Raw genomic sequence first — 19,236 nt, 5'->3', positions numbered from 1 at the left:
TCGCATGTCCCGCGGGGCTCTCCCGGGCGCCGGGACGCCCTTACGAACGCTGGGCGAGAGCCTGCTCGGCCCCGGCCTCGAACGGCGCCAGCTCCGCGGCGAGGGCCTCGCCGACCCGGACGTGCAGCAGGGTGCCCTCGGGCAGGTGCGACGTGCTCAGCACCTCGCCCTGCCGGTGCAGCCGGGCGACCAGGTCACCCCGGTCGTACGGGAGCACGGCGCGGACCTCCACCGCCGGACGGGGCAGCCGCTCCTCGATGGCCTCGCGCAGCCCGTCGACGCCCCGCCCGGTGTGGGCCGACACGAAGACGGCGTCCGGCCAGAGTCGCTTCAACCGCAGCAGGGTCTCCTCGTCCGCGGCGTCGGTCTTGTTGACCACCAGCAGCTCGGGCAGACGGTCGGCGCCGACCTCCGCGAGGACCTCGTGGACCGCGCGGACCTGCTCCTCCGGGTCGGGGTGGGTGCCGTCGACCACGTGCACCACCAGGTCGGCCTCGGCGACCTCCTCCAGGGTCGAGCGGAACGCCTCGACGATCTGGTGCGGCAGGTGCCGGACGAAGCCGACGGTGTCGGACAGCGTGTAGAGGCGCCCGTCGGAGGTGGTGGCCTTGCGGGTGGTCGGGTCCAGCGTGGCGAACAGCGCGTTCTCCACCAGCACGCCGGCACCGGTCAGCCGGTTGAGCAGGCTGGACTTGCCGGCGTTGGTGTAGCCGGCGATCGCGACGGCCGGCACCGCGTTGCGGGAGCGCCGGGCGCGCTTGGTCTGGCGTACCGTCCGCATGCCCTTGATCTCCCGGCGCAGCCGGGCGATGCGGTGGCGGATCCGACGCCGGTCGGTCTCCAGCTTGGTCTCACCGGGACCGCGCAGACCCACGCCGCCGCCGGCACCGCCGCCGCGACCGCTACCACCGGTCTGCCGGGAGAGGGTCTCACCCCAACCGCGCAGCCGGGGCAGCAGGTACTCCAGCTGGGCCAGCTCGACCTGCGCCTTACCTTCCTTGCTCTTCGCGTGCTGGGCGAAGATGTCCAGGATCAGGGCGGTCCGGTCGACCACCTTGACCTTGGTGCGCTGCTCCAGGTTGCGCAGCTGCGACGGGGACAGCTCACCGTCGCAGATGACGGTGTCGGCGCCGGTGGCGAGCACCACCGAACCGAGGTCCTCGACCTTGCCCCGGCCGACGTAGGTGGCCGGGTCCGGGCGGTTGCGCCGCTGGATCAGCCCCTCGAGGACCTCGGAGCCGGCCGTCTCGGCGAGCGCGGCCAGCTCGGTGAGGGAGTTCTCCGCGTCGCTCTGGCTGCCCTCGGTCCACACCCCGACCAGGATGACGCGCTCCAGGCGCAGCTGCCGGTACTCGACCTCGGTGATGTCGGTGAGCTCGGTCGAGAGGCCGGGGACCCGCCGCAACGCCTGCCGCTCCGACAGCTCGAAGTCACCGGTTGTGGCGTCGAACTCGTCGTCCTCGTTGGGAACGTAGGTCTCCTGCTCTCGCAAACTCGATCTCCTGTCCGTTTGGTCACGTAGAACGCAATCCTGACATGTGTCAACGCACGATGCACCCGCTATATGCCCGTGGCCGTACCCGTCGGTAGCGGGGTCGGATGCCGGCCGGACCAGCGAGGCGAGTAGAAATGCGGGGCGAACCGTTCAGCGTCGACGGAGGAAAACACCGTGGCCATCACCCGTCTCCCGAGTGCCGGGTTCTCGATCACCATCCGGATCGCGGTGCCCGCGGACGCCTCCTCGATCGGACGCCTCACCACCTCCGTCGGCGAGGCCGGTGCGATCGTCACCGCGCTGGACGTGGTCGACTCCGACCCGACCCACGTGCTCGTCGACCTGACCTGTGACACCGCCGACTCCAGCCACGCCGACCAGGTGGTGGACGCGCTGACCGCGCTGGAGGGCGTGGACGTCCGCAAGGTCTCCGACCGGACGTTCCTGCTCCACCTGGGCGGCAAGATCGAGGTCACCCCGAAGGTCGCGCTGCGCAACCGCGACGAGCTGTCCCGCGCGTACACCCCGGGCGTGGCCCGGGTCTGCATGGCGATCGCGGAGAACCCGGCGGACGCCCGGCGGCTCACCATCAAGCGCAACACCGTCGCCGTGGTCAGCGACGGCTCCGCCGTGCTCGGCCTGGGCAACCTCGGACCGGCCGCGTCCCTGCCGGTGATGGAGGGCAAGGCCGCGCTGTTCAAGCGCTTCGGTGGGGTCGACGCGTGGCCGGTGGTGCTGGACACTCAGGACACCGACGAGATCGTGCAGATCGTGAAGGCCATCGCGCCCGCGTACGGCGGGATCAACCTGGAGGACATCGCCGCGCCGCGCTGCTTCGAGATCGAGGCCCGGCTGCGCGAGGCGCTGGACATCCCGGTCTTCCACGACGACCAGCACGGCACCGCCATCTGCGTGCTCGCCGCGCTGACCAACGCGCTGCGCGTCGTGGGCAAGCAGCTCGCGGACGTCCGGGTCGTGGTCTCCGGCGCGGGCGCGGCCGGCACCGCGATCATGAAGCTGCTGCTGCGCCAGGGCGTCGGCGACATCATCGCGTACGACCGGCAGGGCGCGCTGCACCGTGGGATGCCCGACCTCAACCCGGCCTGGCAGTGGCTGGCCGAGCACACCAACAAGGAGAGCTACTCCGGCGACCTGCCCGGTGCGATCCGGGGCGCGGACGTGTTCATCGGCGTGAGCGCGCCGAACCTGCTCACCGGCGACGACATCGCCGCGATGGCCAAGGACTCGATCGTCTTCGCGCTGGCGAACCCGGACCCGGAGGTCGACCCGCGGGAGGCGCGCAAGCACGCCGCCGTCGTCGCCACCGGCCGCTCCGACCAGCCGAACCAGATCAACAACGTGCTGGCGTTCCCCGGCGTGTTCCGGGGCATGCTCGACGCGCACGCCGAGGAGTTCACCGAGGAGATGGCGATCGCCGCCGCGCGGGCCATCGCCGACGTGGTGGGCGAGGAGAAGATCAACCCGACGGTGATCGTGCCGAGCGTCTTCGACTCCCGGGTCGCCCCGGCGGTCGCGGCGGCCGTCCGCGCCGCCGCACAGAACCCGTCGGTCACCCCGCCCCCCGCCGCCGACTCGGGCCCGGCCGACCTCCCCGAGATCGCCGCCGGCGCCAGCGCCACCCCGTAACCCCGGTCCACCCCTCCGCAGCTCGGTCCACCCCTCCGCAGCCCGCGATCTTGCACTTTGGGTCGCGACATTCGGCCCAGAAGCAGACATATCAACGACCGCAACTGCAAGATCGCGGGACTCGGGGGTCGGGGTCAGGCCGTCGTGGTGAGGGCTGCCGGGTCGATCTCGCCCGTGGCGACGAGGGCGGCGGGGCCGGCCAGCCAGCACGAGTCGTCGCCGATGGTGACCGAGAGGCGTCCGCCGGGCACGTCGACCGCCATCACGCCGCTGTCCCGGCCGGCGTCGCGGAGGGCGACCGCGGCCACCGCGCACGCCCCGGTGCCGCAGGACAGGGTCTCGGCGGAGCCGCGCTCGTACACCCGCATCAGCACGTGCCCGTCGGCGCCGTCGACCGGCTCGCCCGGTGCGGTGAACTCGACGTTGACCCCGGCGGGGAACACCCTCGCGTCGACGTCCGGCGCCCGGGTGAGGTCCAGCCCGGTCAACGGCAGCCCGGCGGGCAGCGCACACACCAGGTGCGGGTTGCCCACGTCGACGGCCGTACCGGGCAGGGTCAGGCCGCCCAGGGTGGCGGTGGCGCTGTCGTACAACCGGGGGCGGCGCATCTCGACGGCGACCGCGTCGGCCGTGACCACCGCGCGCACGACGCCGGCCCGGGTGGCCACCGGCAGCGGCGCGTCCCCGTCGGGCGTGGCCAGCCCGGTGGCGACCAGGTAGCGGACGAAGACGCGGGCGCCGTTGCCGCACATCTCGGCGAAGGAACCGTCGGCGTTCCAGTAGTCCATGAACCACTCGGCCTCGCCGGCCATCGCCACGGCCTCGGGATGCTTCGCCGCCCGGACCACCCGCAGCACGCCGTCACCGCCGAGGCCGCGCCGCCGGTCGCACAGCGCCGCCACCGTCCCCGGTGTCAGATCGAGCTGGTTGTCCGGATCGGGGAGGATGACGAAGTCGTTGCCGGTGCCGTGGCCCTTGGTGAACTGCACGCCTCCATCATCGCGCAGCGGCGGGCACCAGGCGCAGGGCGGTCTCGATCAGGTTCGGTGCGGCCGAGTCCAGCCAGTGGATCCGCGGGTCACGGCGGAACCAGGAGCGCTGCCGGCGCACGAACCGGCGGGTGGCGCGGACCGTCTCGTCGTGCGCCTCGGCCTCGGTCAGCTCGCCGGCCAGGAACCGCAGCACCTGCTGGTAGCCGAGGGCGCGGCTGGCCGTACGCCCCTCGGGCAGGCCCCGGCCGACCAGCTCACGGGTCTCGGCGACCATCCCGTCGGCCCACATCCGGTCGACCCGGAGTGCGATCCGCTCGTCCAGCAGCGCGGTGTCCAGGTCGACCCCGAGCTGGACCGAGGGGTAGTACGGCGTGGGTTGCGGCAGGGACGCGGTGAACGGCCGCCCGGTCAGCTCGACGACCTCCAAGGCGCGGACGATCCGTCGGCCGTTGCCGGGCAGGATGCTGGCCGCCGCCTCCGGGTCGGCCGCGCGCAGGCGCGCGTACAGGGGGGCGGGCCCGGCGGCGGCCAGTTCCGCCTCCAGCCGCTCGCGGACCGCCGGATCGGTGCCGGGGAACTCGAACCGCTCCAGCACGGCCCGCACGTACAGGCCGGAGCCGCCCACCAGCAGCGGCACCCGGCCCCGGGCCAGGATGTCGTCGACCGCCGCGCGGGCCAGCCGCTGGTACTCCGCGACGCTCGCCGGCTCGGTGACCTCCCAGATGTCCAGCAGGTGGTGCGGCACGCCCTCGCGCTCGGCCGGGGTGAGCTTGGCGGTGCCGATGTCCAGGCCCCGGTAGAGCTGCATCGAGTCGGCGTTCACCACCTCGCCGCCGAGGGCGTGGGCGAGGGCGATGCTCAGCGCCGACTTGCCCGCCGCGGTCGGCCCGACGACCGCCACGACGGTCATGCCCGCTCCCAGGACGCCACGAGGTAGGCGACCCCGTAGGGCGCCGAGTGGTGGCGCAGCTCGCCGCGCCAGTTGCCGCCCGCCGCGCGGACCGCGCCGGCCAGGACCTGCCACGGCGCGCGGCCGGCGACCCTCAGCTCCGCCGACAGCCCCGGGTCCAGGCCGAGCAGGGCCTCGGTGTCCCCCTCGGCCAGGGCCCGGGCGACCCCCTCGTCGTACGCGGGCGCGCGCGGGTCGTCGTAGCCGGGTGACTTCTCGCCCCGGCAGGCCGAGGAGTCCCCCAGCACCAGCAGGGCGGTACGCCGCTCGGGCCGTTCGGCCAGCTCCGTCCCGAGCGCGACGCACTCGGCCCGCGCCGCGTCGCCGGCGACCGCCTCGGCGAACCGGGGCAGATCGGTGCCGGTCCGGTTCACCAGCCACGCGCCGATGGTCAGGCTCAACGGAAGCCGCTCGGACCCCGCACAGTTGACCTTCCACAGCCGGACGGCCCGGTCCACCCCGAACGGTCGCAGCGTGCCGGAGTCGGCGGGGTCGAACCGGGCGGTCTCCGGGCCGCCGCCGAGCAGGACGATCTCGTCCGGTCCGGCGGCCAGCAGCCCGGCGACCGCCTCGTCGCAGGCCGTGCGCAGGTCGTCCAGCTCGGGTGCGGCCGCGCCGGCCACCTCCGGGACGAGCAGCGGCGGATGCGGGCAGACGGCGGCGGCGACCAGTGACACGAGGCAACCGTATCGGTCGCGCCGGCCGCCACGCCCCGGACCTCGCTCGGTGCCGCCACCGCCCGCCACCCGCCCGGGCGCTGGCCGGCTCAGCCGGCCTGGCCGCCCCAGCCGCCCTGGACCATGGTCTGGAAGCGCCACTGCCCGCCGGTGCGGACCAGCAGGTCGGCGTAGCGCACCCGCTGCCGTTCCCCGTCGACCGTGAACTCGGCGTCGGTGAAGACGACGACCAGGCTGCGGGTGAGGAAGTACGGCGTGCGCCGCGACTCCATCGTCAGGTCGCCGCCCCCGCCGCCGAGCACGCCACCCATCATCTCCAGGTACGCCGCCCGGTCGAGCTGGCGGGCCGAGCCCTCCCCGGCCACGTCGTCGGTGACCGTGTTGAGCGGGAACATCGCCAGGTCGGCGGTGCCCGTCACGTCGCCCGCCTCGGCCAGCGCGTCGTACCGGCGGAACCACTCGTCGAGCTCGGCCAGGTCGGCCGGGTCGGGCACGAAACCCCCGTCGACCGGGGGTGTGAGCTGCGTACGGGAACGGGTCATCTGCTTCTCCTCGTCGTGCCCTGCCGGGCCAGCGTCGTCGTACGCCGTACGGTACACCGTACGGCAAATTCCGACACACCCGTCCGGACGACCACCCGGAGGTGGTAGGACACCGTATGGTCACGGTCGGCGATAGGCGCTCGACGGGAACCGGGTCGGACCTGTGACAATGCCCGGAGAAACTTGGCTGCGCCGTGGCGGCGATCGAGGGGCTGCTCCTTCGACGCCGGGAGAACGAGGATGGGCACATGAGCGACTGGACTGCCTTCGGACGGGTGGACGCGGACGGCACCGTGTACGTGAAGACCGCCGAGGGCGAGCGGGTGGTCGGATCCTGGCAGGCAGGAGCACCGGAGGAGGGCCTGGCGCACTTCGCCCGCCGCTTCGCGGACCTGGTGACCGAGGTGGACCTGACCGAGGCCCGGCTCAACTCGGGCGCGGCGGACGCCGGCCACTCACTGAGCACGATCCGCCGGATCCGCGCCTCGCTCCCCGAGGCGCACGTGGTCGGCGACATCGACGCCCTGGCCGCGCGCCTCGACAAGCTCGCCGTCGTCGCCGAGGAGAAGGCCGGCGAGGCCAAGGCCGCCAAGGAGGCCGCCCGCGGAGAGGCGCTGGCCCGCAAGACGGCCCTGGTCGAGGAGGCCGAGAAGCTGGCCGCCGAGTCGACCGGCTGGAAGACCGCCGGCGACCGGCTCAAGGAGATCCTCGACGAGTGGAAGACCATCCGCGGGGTCGACAAGAAGACCGACGGTGAGCTGTGGAAGCGGTTCGCCGCCGCCCGGGACGGGTTCACCCGCCGCCGCGGCGCCCACTTCGCCTCCCTCGACACCCAGCGCAAGCAGGCGCAGGGAGTCAAGGAGGAGCTGGTCGCGGAGGCCGAGAAGCTGAAGGAGTCCACCGACTGGGCGGCCACCGCCAACCAGCTCAAGGACCTGATGAACCAGTGGAAGGCCGCGCCCCGCGCCTCGAAGGAGGCCGAGCAGAAGCTCTGGGAACGGTTCCGGGCCGCGCAGGACGAGTTCTTCACCCGGCGCAGCGAGGTCTTCTCCGCCCGGGACAACGAGCAGCGGGCCAACCTGGAGCGCAAGCAGGCGCTGCTGGCCGAGGCCGAGGCCCTCGACATCGACGGCGACCCGAAGGGCGCGCAGGCGAAGCTGCGGGAGATCCAGGCCCAGTGGCACGAGGCCGGCCGGGTGCCCCGCGAGGCGGCGACCGGGCTGGAGCGCCGGCTGCGCACGATCGACGAGAAGGTCCGCGAGGTGATGGACTCCGCGTGGCGGCGTACCACCAAGGAGGACAACCCCCTCCTGGCCCAGATGCGGGCCCAGGTCGCCGAGGCCGAGGAGCGGCTGGCCCGCGCCCAGGCCGCCGGTGACACCCGCCGCATCAAGGAGGCCGAGCAGGCCCTCGCCTCCAAGCGGCAGTTCCTCCAGCTCGCCGAGCGGGCCGGCTGACCCCGGACACGCACGGAAGACCCCGGCCCCCACGTGGGGGCCGGGGTCTTCCCTTTGCCCCATCCGCCGCGCCGCCGCGCCGCCGCGCCGCCGCGCCGCGCGCCGCCGCGCACCAAGATCATCGCGATGTCATTGATATCGCGGTATCACCGACACGCCGACACCCCGACATCAATGACATCGAGTCGATCATGACGGGAGCCGCGACCAGCAGGGGCGCCGCGTCCCCCGGCAAGGGGCGCAACACGCCGCGTCCTGACGGCCGACCCCACTCCTGCGGCGGCGGAGCGGCGGGAGTGGTTGACGCATCGACCTGAGCTGATCAGAATGGGCGGCAGAGCCAGGTAGGGCCCGGCGCGAGGGCGTCGACGGTGGACACCGCCGTCGGAAGTCGCCGGGGTCGATCCGCGAGTGACCCGTCCACGTGACGGCACCGGAGCACGCCTGTCCGCGTACTCCGGAAAGAGCGTGACCACCCACCTGGCCCTCCGCCCGCGCCGCCGTGAGCGGCGACGGGCGTCCGAAGTGGAGCATCCATGCCACGACCCACCGCCCTCGGCGGCGCGCTCACCGCGCTCGCCACCGCCGCGGCCGGCGTCCTCGTCGCCGCCGCCGTCAGCACCTCACCCGCCGTCGCCGCCCCCGCCGGAACCGGCACCGGCTATCTGAAGACGAGCGGTAACAAGATCGTCGACAGCACCGGCGCGACCGTCCGGATCACCGGCATCAACTGGTTCGGGATGGAGACCGACAACAAGACCTTCCACGGGCTCTGGTCGAGCAACCCGTGGCGGGGGCAGATCGACAAGATGGCGAGCCTCGGCTACAACACGCTGCGGGTGCCGTACTCCAACGACGCGCTGAAGCCGGGCGCCACCGCCAGCGGAATCAACGACTACGTCAACCCGGACCTGGTCGGGCTCTCGCCGTTGCAGATCCTCGACAAGGTCGTGGACTACGCGGGCAGCAAGGGGATGCGGATCATCCTCGACCGGCACCGGCCGACGTCCGCCGGGCAGTCCGCCCTCTGGTACACGGGCACCGTCTCCGAGGCGACCTGGATCAACGACTGGAAGATGCTCGCCCAGCGGTACGCGGGCAACACCACGGTCATCGGCGCCGACCTGCACAACGAGCCGCACGCCGACGGTACGAACCCGAACGCGACCGGCGCGTGCTGGGGCTGCGGCGACCCGGCCCGGGACTGGCGGCTCGCCGCCGAGCGGGCCGGCAACGCCATCCTGTCCGTGCAGCCGAACTGGCTGATCTTCGTGGAGGGGGTGAGCTGCCCCAGCGGCGGCCTCTCCAACGTCTGGGACAACGATCCCAGCAACGACGAGGACTGCGGCTGGTGGGGCGGGAACCTGTCGAAGGCCGGGCAGTTCCCGGTACGGCTGAACGTGGCGAACCGGCTGGTCTACTCCCCACACGACTACGCCACGAGCGTCTACGAGCAGACCTGGTTCAAGAGCCCGGACTTCCCGAACAACCTGCCGGCGATCTGGGACAAGTACTGGGGCTACCTGTACAAGCAGAACGTCGCCCCGATCATGCTGGGCGAGTTCGGCAGCACGCTGGCCGACCCGCGGGACAAGGTGTGGCTGGAGAAGCTGATGGCCTACACCGGCACCGGCGTCAACGGGATGTCCTTCACCTACTGGTCGTGGAACCCGAACTCCGGTGACACCGGCGGCATCGCACTCGACGACTGGACCAGCATCAACACGACCAAGCAGGCGATCCTCCAGCCGTACCTGATCCCGCCGGTCGGCGGCGGGGGCGGTGGGGTCACCCCCACACCGACGACGCCCGGCCCGACGCCGACCACGCCGGCGCCGACCGGCGGCTGCACCGCCACCTACAAGCAGGTCAACGCGTGGCAGGGCGGGTTCCAAGGCGAGCTGACCGTGAAGAACACCGGCACGGGCACGCTCAACCCCTGGTCGGTGACGTGGACCTGGCCGGCCGGAGTGACCCTGGCCAGCGGCTGGAACGCCACGGTGACGCAGTCCGGCACCACGGTCACCGCGGCGGCGCCGAGCTGGGCGCCGTCACTGGCCGCGGGCGCGTCGGTGACCGTCGGCTTCACCGCCAACGGCGCTGCCTCCACCCCCGGCTCGGTCAAGCTGAACGGCACCGCCTGCTGAGGGTGTAAGGAAGGGCCCCCCGTTAACGCCTGGTGTAGAGGAAGGGCCCCTTCTTAACAGGATGCGTTAAGAAGGGGCCCTTCCTTCGTGGGCTCAGTGGGCGACGGCGCAGCCGCCGGTCGTGGGCGCGGGCGCCGGGGCGGGCGCGCCGATCGTGGGCAGACCGAGCAACACCCCGGGGGTACGCGGGGAACGTCCCGCCTCGGCCGCGTCACCGGCCCGGGTGCGCCGGTGCGACAGCGGCTCGGAGTCGGCGTTGAGGTGGTGCGGAGCGGCGTACGTGACCGTGGTGTGCACGATGTCGCCGGGCCGGATCTGCCCGACGAGGGAACCCGCGTCGAAGTGGACCAGCCGGCCGTCGCGGGCGCGGCCGGACATCCGCCCGGTGCGCTCGTCCTTGCGGCCCTCGCCGACGGCGACCAGCACCTCGACGGTCTCCCCCACCAGCTTCCTGTTCTCCGCCCAGGTGATCTCCTCGACGCAGGCGATCAGCCGCTCGTACCGCTCCTGCACCACCTGCTTGGGCAGCTGGCCGTCCATCGTGGCGGCCGGGGTGCCGGGACGCTTGGAGTACTGGAAGGTGAACGCCGACGAGAACCGGGCCGCACGCACCACGTCGAGGGTGCGCTGGAAGTCGGCCTCGGTCTCGCCCGGGAAGCCGACGATGATGTCGGTGGTGATCGCCGCGTCCGGCATCGCCGCACGGACCTTCTCGATGATCCCCAGGTACCTCTCCGACCGGTACGAGCGGCGCATCGCCTTCAGCACGTCGTCGGAGCCGGACTGCAACGGCATGTGCAGCGAGTGGCAGACGTTCGGCGTCTCGGCCATCGCGGCGATCACGTCGTCGGTGAAGTCCTTCGGGTGCGGGCTGGTGAACCGGACCCGCTCCAGCCCGTCGATGTCGCCGCACGCGCGCAGCAGCTTGCCGAACGCGTACCGGTCGCCGAACTCGACGCCGTAGGAGTTGACGTTCTGCCCGAGCAGGGTCACCTCCAGAACGCCCTCGTCGACCAGCGCGCGGACCTCGGAGAGGATGTCGCCGGGGCGCCGGTCCTTCTCCTTGCCGCGCAGGGAGGGCACGATGCAGAACGTGCACGTGTTGTTGCAGCCGACGGAGATGGACACCCAGCCGGCGTACGTCGACTCGCGGCGGGTCGGCAGCGTCGACGGGAACACGTCGAGGGATTCGAGGATCTCGACCTCGGCGGCGGCGTTGTGCCGAGCGCGCTCCAGCAGCACCGGCAGCGACCCGATGTTGTGCGTGCCGAACACCACGTCGACCCAGGGCGCCTTGCGGACGATGTCGCCCCGGTCCTTCTGGGCCAGGCAGCCGCCGACGGCGATCTGCATGCCGGGGTGCTTGTCCTTGACGGGACGCAGATGACCCAGGTTGCCGTAGAGCCGGTTGTCGGCGTTCTCCCGGACCGCGCAGGTGTTGAAGACCACCACGTCGGGGTTGTCGTCGGCCTCGCGGGCGCGCACGTAGCCCGCCTGCTCCAGCAGGCCGGAGATGCGCTCGGAGTCGTGCACGTTCATCTGGCAGCCGTACGTGCGCACCTGGTAGGTGCGCGGGCTGCTCGCCGCTGCGGTAGTCATGACATGCACAGCGTATCCGGGCCGACCGGATGGACCGAGACGAGGAGGAGCCGTGTGCCGGAGCATCAAGACCCTGCGTGAGCCGTACACCCCCGAGGTGACCGACGCGGACGTCCAGGCCGCCGCGTTGCAGTACGTCCGGAAGATCTCCGGGTTCCGCGCGCCGGCCGCGCACAACGCCGAGGCGTTCGACGCCGCGGTGGCCGCGGTCGCCGCGGCCACCGCGACCCTGCTGGCCCAGCTGGAGGTACGCGGACAACGCGCCAGGTGAAAGGAAGGGCCCCCCGTTAACGCCTCCGGTAGAGCAGGGGCCCCTTCTTAACGCCGTCATCGGCGCCCCAGCCCTGCCCCTGTTCGGCGCCCCAGCGCCGCCCCCCTGTTAACAAGGGGCCCTTCCTATGCACCAGGCGTTAAGCGGGGGCCCTTCCTTGCACCTCAGGCGGCGGCTAGGGCGGGGAGCACCGAGTCGGGGGCCCAGCGGGAGCGGTGGCACTGCGACCAGCCCCGGCAGCGCGGGTCGGCGTCCGTGCAGAGCCGCTGGTTGCCGAGTACCTCGCCGTCGTCGGTCTCCCGCACGTCGAAGTGCACCGGCCGGATCGTGCCGTCCGGGGCGACCAGCAGGTGCCGGGTCGCGTCGAGCGTGTCGTCGCGGAGCAGACAGTTGCGGTCCAGCAGCCGGGCCAGCGACGCGACGCTGGCGTGCTCGGGTAGCGACTCGGGCACCCCGTAACAGTCGACGATCGTCGCGAACTCCCCCGGCGCCTGCCAGACGTCGCAGATCACCGCGTACGTCGGCAGTCGTGCCGGATCGGCCACGGCCAGGGGCATCACCACCCGGCCGAGCGCCTCGGCCAGTGCCGGGTAGACCTCCACCGGCCTCGCCTGGTCGATTCTCCAGTTCCACAGCTCGGTCATGCCGCCTCCTCGCTGTGCTCGTCCCACCGGCCTCCGAATCGGGCCTTACTGACGATGGTGGGGGGAATTTGACCGCACCCGGGGGCAAGTTACCGGTCTGTGACCATTCCGGGCAAAATTTCCTCGGGCGCCGTTGCTCCGAGTAGCGCGAAGATGACAGTTTATCGGGTATGGTGCCGCGACACGCCGCCGGACGACCCGACTCAGCGGAGCGCCACCCGGTGCTCGCCGGAAGGCAGCAGCTCGCCGATCACGGGGGCTCCCGGGATCTCGCCGGCCACCAGCAGACCGCCGGAGGTCTGCGCGTCGGCCAACAGGAGAACGTCCTCCTCGCCGGCCCCGCCGAAGTCGGTCCACGGGGAGACCCAGTCCAGGTTGCGGCGGCTGCCGCCGCTGACGTACCCGTCCCGGACCGCCTCCCGGGCACCCGTCAGGTAGGGCACCCGGGCGGTGTCGATCGCCACCGTCAGCCGGCTCGCCCGGGCCAGCTTGGACGCGTGCCCCAACAGGCCGAAGCCGGTCACGTCGGTGCCACAGCGAACCCCGGCGGCCACCGCGGCCCGGGCGGCGTCCCGGTTCAGGGTGGTCATCACGGCGACCGCCTCGGCGAAGCTCTCGCCGGTGGTCTTGTGCCGGGTGTTCAGCACCCCGACCCCCAGCGGCTTGGTCAGCGACAGCGGCAGGCCGGCCCGACCGGCGTCGAGGGTGATCAGCTCCTCGGGCCGGACCACCCCGGTGACGGCGAGACCGTACTTCGGGCCCTCGTCGTCGACGCTGTGACCGCCGGCCAGGTGGCAGCCGGCCTCGCGGGCGATGTCCTGCCCACCCCGCAGGACCTCCCGGGCCAGTTCCAGCGGGAGCACGTCGCGCGGCCAGCAGAGCAGGTTGAGCGCGACCAGGGGCGTGCCGCCCATCGCGTACACGTCGGAGAGGGCGTTGGTCGCGGCGATGCGGCCCCAGTCGTACGCGTCGTCGACGACCGGGGTGAAGAAGTCGGCGGTGGTGACCAGGCCGGTGCGCGCGTCCAGCCGGACCACCGCGGCGTCGTCGCCGTGGTCGAGGCCGACCAGCAGCTCGGCGGTGCCGGTGGCCGGGCCGAGGCCGGCGACCATCGCCTCCAGCTCGCCCGGAGGGATCTTGCAGGCGCAGCCACCACCGCGCGCGTACTCGGTCAGACGAACCGGTGTGGTCATCCCCACATGATCTCGGCGGGGTGTCGCCGCCGCCACCGGAGCGACCCGTTCGGCGGTCAGAATCGGACTCCGCACCCTGTTCGACGCTGGTGTTACCGCTCCGTGACCAACTGAGTTGCAATCCGCCACATCACCCCGCCTACAGTGGCCCAACCGGGGGTCGTCCGACCCCACTCCGGGCGACCACAGGGACGGTGTACGACGTGACGACGGGCGAACCGCTCATCGTGCTGGACGCGGTCAACAAGTACTTCGGGCCGCTGCACGTGCTGGACGACGTCTCGCTGTCGGTCGGGCGCGGCGAGGTGGTCGTGGTGATCGGCCCGTCCGGCTCCGGCAAGTCGACGCTCTGCCGCGCCATCAACCGGCTGGAACCGATCAACTCGGGCACCATCACCTTCGACGGGCGCCCGCTGCCGGCCGAGGGCAAGGACCTCGCCCGGCTGCGCAGCGAGGTCGGCATGGTCTTCCAGTCGTTCAACCTCTTCGCGCACAAGACCATCCTGGAGAACGTCACCCTGGGGCCGATCAAGGTCCGCAAGGAGAAGCCGGCCGCCGCCCGCGAGCGCGGTCTGGCCCTGCTGGACCGGGTCGGCATCGCCAACCAGGCCGACAAGTTCCCCGCGCAGCTCTCCGGCGGCCAGCAGCAGCGGGCCGCGATCGCCCGCGCGTTGGCCATGCAGCCCAAGGCGATGCTCTTCGACGAGCCGACCAGCGCGCTCGACCCGGAGATGGTCGGCGAGGTGCTGGACGTGATGACGTCACTGGCCCGCGAGGGCATGACGATGGTGGTGGTCACCCACGAGATGGGCTTCGCGCGGCACGCGGCGAACCGGGTCATCTTCATGGCCGACGGGCAGCTCGTCGAGGACGCCCCGCCGGCCGAGTTCTTCGCCAACCCGCGCAGCGAGCGGGCCAAGGACTTCCTCTCCAAGATCCTCACGCATTAGGCGTTCCGGAGCGCGCCGTCCCCCGGCGGGCACCACTCGAAGAAGGAGAAGAGTATGCGTATCACGCGCGTAGCGGCGCTTGCGGCGGCCGCCACCCTGGCGTTCGGCCTGACCGCCTGTGGCGGCGACGACGCCGGAGAGGGCACCGGCGCCGGCAGCAAGTCCTTCGCCGCCGGCAGCACCATGGAGCGCCTCAACAAGGCGCAGGCGATCAAGATCGGCACGAAGTTCGACCAGCCCGGCTTCGGCCAGAAGGGCCTCTCGGGCGACCCGGAGGGCTTCGACGTCGAGGTCGCGAAGATCATCGTCAAGGAGCTCGGCATCCCCGAGGACAAGATCGAGTGGGTCGAGGCTCCCTCGAAGGTCCGCGAGGACGTGATCGTGAACGGCACCGTCGACCTGGTCGCGGCGACCTACACGATCAACGACAAGCGCAAGGAGCGCATCGCCTTCGCCGGTCCGTACTACGAGGCCGGTCAGAACATCATGGTGAAGAAGGACGACACCAGCATCACGGGGCCGGACTCCTTCAAGGACGGCGCCAAGAAGGTCTGCTCGGTCACCGGCTCCACCCCGGCCGAGAAGATCAAGGAGTACGTGAAGGACGTCGCCACGCAGGTGGTGCTCTTCGACACCTACGACAAGTGCCGCGACGCCCTCAAGGGTGGCCAGGTCGACGCCGTCACCACGGACAACGTGATCCTGCTCGGCTACATCGCCAAGGACGAGGCCTCGTTCAAGCTGGCCGGTGACAACTTCACCAAGGAGCCGTACGGCATCGGGGTGAAGAAGGAGGACACCGCCTTCCGCGACTTCGTCAACGACACGCTGGAGAAGGCGTTCGCCGACGGCAGCTGGAAGAAGGCCTGGGACGAGACCGCCGGCAAGTTCGGTGCCGAGCTCGGCGCTGCGCCGGCCATCAACCGCTACTGATTCCTGCTGATCTGGAGGGTGGGGAGGACGACCGACCCGTGAGTGTGCTCATCGACCGGTTCGACGTTTTCGCGGGTGGCTTCTGGCTCACCCTCCAGATCTGCGTACTCGCCGCGATCGGCGCCCTGATCCTGGGCGCCGTCGTGGCGGTACTGCGGATCTCCCCGATCCCGCCGCTGCGCGCGGTCGGTACCGGCTACGTCAACGTTTTCCGCAACATGCCGCTGACCGTGGTGATGTTCTTCGCCGCCTTCGGCCTGCCGGCGCTCGGCTCCAACGCAGACTTCCTCCGCATCCCGGTGATCGACTCGCTGTTCACCCGGCTCGGCACCGACCTGCCGTACTTCCGGTTCGCGCTGATCGCCCTCGTGCTCTACACCGCGGCGTTCGTCTGCGAGGCGCTGCGCTCCGGGGTCAACGCGGTACCCGCCGGCCAGGCGGAGGCGGCCCGCTCGCTGGGCCTGACCTTCGGGCAGAACCTGCGCTACGTGGTGCTGCCGCAGTCCTGGAAGGCATCGATCGTGCCGCTCGGGTCGGTCATCATCGCCATGATCAAGAATTCCGCGCTGGTCGGGTTCTTCGGAGTGGTCGGCGACCTGTCGGCCACGGCCGACCAGTTGACCTCGGCCGAGGGCTACGCCTTCATCCCGGTCGCCATCGGCATCTCGATCGGATACCTGATCATGACCGTGCCCCTCGGTGCCCTCCTCGACCGGATCGAGAAGCGTCAGGCGGTGGCTCGATGAGTCAGCAGAGCGTCCTCTACGACGTCCCGGGTCCCCGGCAGCGCCGGATCACCCTGATCAGCAGCGTGGTCGCCACGGTGGTCCTGCTGATCGGCGCCTACTTCCTGATCTACCGGCCGCTCGACGAGAACGGCCAGTTCTCGATGGAGCTCTGGGGTCCGCTGATCGACCCCTCCCACGAGAACTTCTCCCTCGTGTGGCAGCGGATCGGCACCGGGTTCCGCAACACGCTCACTGCGGCCGCGCTGGCCATCGTGTCCTCGCTGGTGGTCGGCACCCTGCTGGCGTTGCTGCGGATCCAGCTCAAGAGCCTCGCCCAGCGCCGCTTCACCGGCTTCGCCACCCCGCTGGCGTACCTGCTGCGCGGGTTGAGCGCTGTCCTGTCGGCGGTCACCCGGGTCTGCGTCGAGGTCTTCCGGGGCCTGCCCGTGGTGATCACGATCTTCTTCGTGGGACGCGGCTTCCCCGAGTTCGGCATCACCATGGACACGCTCTGGTACCTGGTCATCGGCCTGACCATCTACAACTCCGTGGTCATCGGTGAGATCCTCCGCTCCGGCATGGAGGGCCTTCCCGGGGGGCAGCGGGAGGCGGCGGCCGCGATCGGGCTCTCCCCGCTGCAGACCACCTGGATGATCCTGCTGCCGCAGGCGTTCCGCATCATGCTCCCGGCGCTGATCAGCCAGCTCGTGGTGGTGCTCAAGGACACCTCGCTCGGCTTCATCATCAGCTACGAGGAGACCCTGACGATCGCCGAGCAAATCATCGGTTCGTTGGACAACCCGATCCAGGTGTACTTCGTCATCGCGGTGCTGTTCATCGTCATCAACTACTCGCTGTCGAAGCTCGCGCAGTACGTGCAGCACCGCCTCGCCCGGGGCCGGAAGACCGCCGGCACGCCGGCGCAGAACCCGCCTCCTGCCGCCCTCACTGCGCAGGCGGAGAGCACGGGCTCCATCTGAGCTTCGGCCTCCATGCGCGGAAGGGCCGGCCCGAACTGATCGGGCCGGCCCTTCCGCGTCACCGGCGTCAGCGGGCGATCTCGGTGACCCGGGACTCGCGGACCACGGTCACCCGGATCTGACCCGGGTACGTCAGCTCCTCCTCGATCTGCTTGGCCACGTCCCGGGCGAGCACGGCCGCGCCGATGTCGTCGACGTCGTCCGGCTTGACCATCACCCGGATCTCCCGGCCCGCCTGCATCGCGAAGACCTTGTCCACGCCGAGCTTGCCGGCGGCGATCTCCTCGATCCGCTCCAGGCGCTTGACGTACGCCTCCAGGCTCTCCCGGCGCGCGCCCGGCCGACCGCCGGAACAGGCGTCGGACGCCTGCGTGAGGACGGCCTCGATCGTCTGTGGCGGCACCTCGTTGTGGTGCGCCTCGATGGCGTGGACGACGTCCTCGCTCTCGCCGTACTTGCGGGCCAGGTCCGCGCCGATGATGGCGTGGCTGCCCTCCACCTCGTGGGTGAGCGCCTTGCCGATGTCGTGCAGGAACGCCGAACGCTTGATCGTCGGCACGTCCAGGCGCAGCTCGGCGGCCATGACGCCGGCGATGTGCGCGGTCTCCACGAGGTGCTTGAGCACGTTCTGCCCGTACGACGTCCGGTAGCGCAGCCGGCCCAGGTAGGTCACCAGTTCCGGGTGGATCTCGGTGATGCCCACCTCGACCAGGGCGTCCTCGGCGGCCCGCTGGCAGAGCTGGTCCACCTCCTGGCGGGCCAGGTCGTACACCTCCTCGATCCGGTGCGGGTGGATCCGCCCGTCGAGGACCAGCTTCTCCAGGGTGAGCCGGCCGACCTCCCGGCGGACCGGGTCGAAGCAGGAGAGCAGCACCGCCTCGGGGGTGTCGTCGATGATGAGGTTGACCCCGGTGACCGACTCGAAGGCCCGGATGTTGCGGCCCTCTCGGCCGATGATCCGCCCCTTCATCTCGTCGCCGGGCAGGTGCAGGACGCTGACCACGCTCTCCGCGGTCTGCTCGCTGGCCACCCGCTGGATCGCGTCGACGACGATGTGCCGGGCCCGCTGCTCACCGGTGTTGCGCGCGTCGGACTCGATGTCCCGGACCAGCAGCGCGGCCTCCCGCTTCGCCTGCGTCTCGATCGCCTCGATCAGCTCGGCCCGGGCCGCGTCGGCGGTCAACCCGGCCACCCGCTCCAGTTCCCGACGACGCCGCTCCTCGGCCTCGGCCAGCTCCGCCTCCCGCTGGGCGATCGCCGACTCGCGCGCGGCGAGGGCGGCGCTGGCCGCGCTGAGCTGCCGTTCCCGCTCGGCGAGCCGCTCCACCTCCTCGGTGTGCAGGCGTTCCCGCTCGTCCATCCGGGCCGCCCGCCGCTCCACCTCGGCGGCCTGCTCGCGGGTCGTGGCGGCGAGCACCGCCATCTCCCGCTCACCGCTGCGCCGGGCGGCGGTCCGCAGTTGCTCGGCGTCGATCTCGGCCTGCTTGTGGGCCCGCTCCAGGATCGTGTCGGCCTCGGTCCGGGCGTCGTCGAGCACCCGCCGCGCCTCGGCCCGGGCCGACTTCGCCTCCGCCTTGGCGGCGGCGGCCTCGGTGCGGGCGGCGGCGGCCGCCGACTTCGCCACGTCGATGGTGCTGTTGACCTCGTCGGCTGCGGTACGCAGGGCGGCCAGGGACTGCTCCTGGCGATCCTTCTCGGCGATGAAGGCCGGGTCCTCGGGCCTCGGAGCGCTGGTGAGGCGCCGCAGCGTCCGCACGCCCACCAGCACGGCGCCGACCACCACCACGGCCAGCAGCAGGACAACCACGAGGAGGAGCAGGTCGAAGCCGTTCACGCCGCCCCTCCACCCGGGCGCGGTGCGGATGGGCGGAGGAATCGGGACGGGCCGCTGGAGGAGCCGCGACGCTCCAGGATCCTGCGGGAGTGGTGGTCGCCCGCGTCAGCGGCTCGGGACATCCGCGTGCCGGGCTCGCCGGCCTGCCCGCTCATGCCGGTCCCCCGGTGGACCTGTGCCGCCTCGCCATGGCGTGCC

General features: G+C 71.6%; 17 protein-coding genes. 8 read left to right on the top strand and 9 right to left on the bottom strand.

Going from position 1 to position 19,236, the window contains the following annotated elements; genetic code table 11:
- Positions 1 to 40 precede the first annotated feature (40 nt).
- Positions 41 to 1,492: a GTPase HflX gene (gene hflX, locus ACTMSW_RS10235; RefSeq protein WP_441180305.1), complete on the bottom strand. Its 1,452-nt coding sequence runs from the start codon at positions 1,490 to 1,492 to the stop codon at positions 41 to 43.
- A gap of 177 nt (positions 1,493 to 1,669) precedes the next feature.
- Between hflX and ACTMSW_RS10230 the strand changes: the two genes are divergently transcribed.
- On the top strand, positions 1,670 to 3,142 hold the full coding sequence (locus tag ACTMSW_RS10230) for an NAD-dependent malic enzyme (protein WP_441180304.1): 1,473 nt from the start codon (positions 1,670 to 1,672) through the stop codon (positions 3,140 to 3,142).
- Between the two features lie 134 nt (positions 3,143 to 3,276).
- On the opposite strand, the gene dapF is transcribed toward ACTMSW_RS10230, so the two are convergent.
- The 4 genes from dapF to ACTMSW_RS10210 form a co-directional block, all read right to left on the bottom strand.
- On the bottom strand, positions 3,277 to 4,131 hold the full coding sequence (gene dapF / locus ACTMSW_RS10225) for a diaminopimelate epimerase (RefSeq protein WP_441180303.1): 855 nt from the start codon (positions 4,129 to 4,131) through the stop codon (positions 3,277 to 3,279).
- Between the two features lie 7 nt (positions 4,132 to 4,138).
- Positions 4,139 to 5,044, bottom strand: coding sequence for a tRNA (adenosine(37)-N6)-dimethylallyltransferase MiaA (gene miaA, locus ACTMSW_RS10220; RefSeq protein ID WP_441180302.1), 906 nt, complete (start codon positions 5,042 to 5,044; stop codon positions 4,139 to 4,141).
- On the bottom strand, positions 5,041 to 5,760 hold the full coding sequence (locus tag ACTMSW_RS10215) for a class III extradiol dioxygenase subunit B-like domain-containing protein (protein WP_441180301.1): 720 nt from the start codon (positions 5,758 to 5,760) through the stop codon (positions 5,041 to 5,043). The genes miaA and ACTMSW_RS10215 overlap by 4 nt, the downstream gene beginning before the upstream one ends.
- An 89-nt stretch (positions 5,761 to 5,849) precedes the next feature.
- Positions 5,850 to 6,302 carry a hypothetical protein gene (locus tag ACTMSW_RS10210; protein ID WP_441180300.1) on the bottom strand — a complete coding sequence of 151 codons (453 nt, stop codon included), beginning with the start codon at positions 6,300 to 6,302 and terminating at the stop codon, positions 5,850 to 5,852.
- 248 nt (positions 6,303 to 6,550) lie between these two features.
- Between ACTMSW_RS10210 and ACTMSW_RS10205 the strand changes: the two genes are divergently transcribed.
- Positions 6,551 to 7,759 carry a DUF349 domain-containing protein gene (locus ACTMSW_RS10205; RefSeq protein WP_441180299.1) on the top strand — a complete coding sequence of 403 codons (1,209 nt, stop codon included), beginning with the start codon at positions 6,551 to 6,553 and terminating at the stop codon, positions 7,757 to 7,759.
- Between the two features lie 536 nt (positions 7,760 to 8,295).
- On the top strand, positions 8,296 to 9,906 hold the full coding sequence (locus ACTMSW_RS10200; RefSeq protein ID WP_441180298.1) for a cellulase family glycosylhydrolase: 1,611 nt from the start codon (positions 8,296 to 8,298) through the stop codon (positions 9,904 to 9,906).
- 93 nt (positions 9,907 to 9,999) lie between these two features.
- Here the strand turns inward: ACTMSW_RS10200 and miaB are convergent, their stop codons facing one another.
- Complete coding sequence (miaB, locus tag ACTMSW_RS10195; protein WP_441180297.1) at positions 10,000 to 11,505, bottom strand: tRNA (N6-isopentenyl adenosine(37)-C2)-methylthiotransferase MiaB; 1,506 nt, start codon at positions 11,503 to 11,505, stop codon at positions 10,000 to 10,002.
- Positions 11,506 to 11,557: 52 nt separating this feature from the next.
- On the opposite strand from miaB, the gene ACTMSW_RS10190 reads away from it, so the two are divergent.
- On the top strand, positions 11,558 to 11,776 hold the full coding sequence (locus tag ACTMSW_RS10190; protein WP_441180296.1) for a DUF2277 family protein: 219 nt from the start codon (positions 11,558 to 11,560) through the stop codon (positions 11,774 to 11,776).
- A gap of 164 nt (positions 11,777 to 11,940) precedes the next feature.
- Here the strand turns inward: ACTMSW_RS10190 and ACTMSW_RS10185 are convergent, their stop codons facing one another.
- Together ACTMSW_RS10185 and selD are read right to left on the bottom strand one after the other, a co-directional pair.
- Entirely contained in the window at positions 11,941 to 12,420 is a 480-nt protein-coding gene (locus tag ACTMSW_RS10185; protein WP_441180295.1) for a hypothetical protein, read from the bottom strand.
- A gap of 203 nt (positions 12,421 to 12,623) precedes the next feature.
- Positions 12,624 to 13,613 carry a selenide, water dikinase SelD gene (gene selD / locus ACTMSW_RS10180; RefSeq protein WP_441180294.1) on the bottom strand — a complete coding sequence of 330 codons (990 nt, stop codon included), beginning with the start codon at positions 13,611 to 13,613 and terminating at the stop codon, positions 12,624 to 12,626.
- A gap of 194 nt (positions 13,614 to 13,807) precedes the next feature.
- Here selD and ACTMSW_RS10175 point away from each other — a divergent pair, with 194 nt between their 5' ends.
- The 4 genes from ACTMSW_RS10175 to ACTMSW_RS10160 are packed head-to-tail and all read left to right on the top strand — an operon-like array spanning position 13,808 to position 17,204.
- A complete protein-coding gene (locus ACTMSW_RS10175; protein WP_357033427.1) occupies positions 13,808 to 14,563 on the top strand; it encodes an amino acid ABC transporter ATP-binding protein in 756 nt (251 codons plus the stop codon).
- Positions 14,564 to 14,617: 54 nt separating this feature from the next.
- Positions 14,618 to 15,496, top strand: coding sequence for a glutamate ABC transporter substrate-binding protein (locus ACTMSW_RS10170; RefSeq protein ID WP_441180293.1), 879 nt, complete (start codon positions 14,618 to 14,620; stop codon positions 15,494 to 15,496).
- A 38-nt stretch (positions 15,497 to 15,534) separates the two neighbouring features.
- Positions 15,535 to 16,242, top strand: a complete 708-nt coding sequence (locus ACTMSW_RS10165) for an amino acid ABC transporter permease (RefSeq protein ID WP_441180292.1) — start codon at positions 15,535 to 15,537, stop codon at positions 16,240 to 16,242.
- Positions 16,239 to 17,204: an amino acid ABC transporter permease gene (locus tag ACTMSW_RS10160; protein WP_441180291.1), complete on the top strand. Its 966-nt coding sequence runs from the start codon at positions 16,239 to 16,241 to the stop codon at positions 17,202 to 17,204. Before ACTMSW_RS10165 ends, ACTMSW_RS10160 begins: the two co-directional genes overlap by 4 nt.
- Before the next feature lie 67 nt (positions 17,205 to 17,271).
- On the opposite strand, the gene rny is transcribed toward ACTMSW_RS10160, so the two are convergent.
- The gene (gene rny / locus ACTMSW_RS10155; protein WP_441180290.1) at positions 17,272 to 19,038 is read right to left on the bottom strand and encodes a ribonuclease Y; all 1,767 of its coding nucleotides are present in this window, start codon (positions 19,036 to 19,038) and stop codon (positions 17,272 to 17,274) included.
- Positions 19,039 to 19,236: the final 198 nt, after the last annotated feature.

It is taken from the genome of Micromonospora sp. BQ11 (genome assembly GCF_052068135.1).
Taxonomy (GTDB): domain Bacteria; phylum Actinomycetota; class Actinomycetes; order Mycobacteriales; family Micromonosporaceae; genus Micromonospora.
This window is presented reverse-complemented; position numbering and strand designations above follow the sequence as displayed.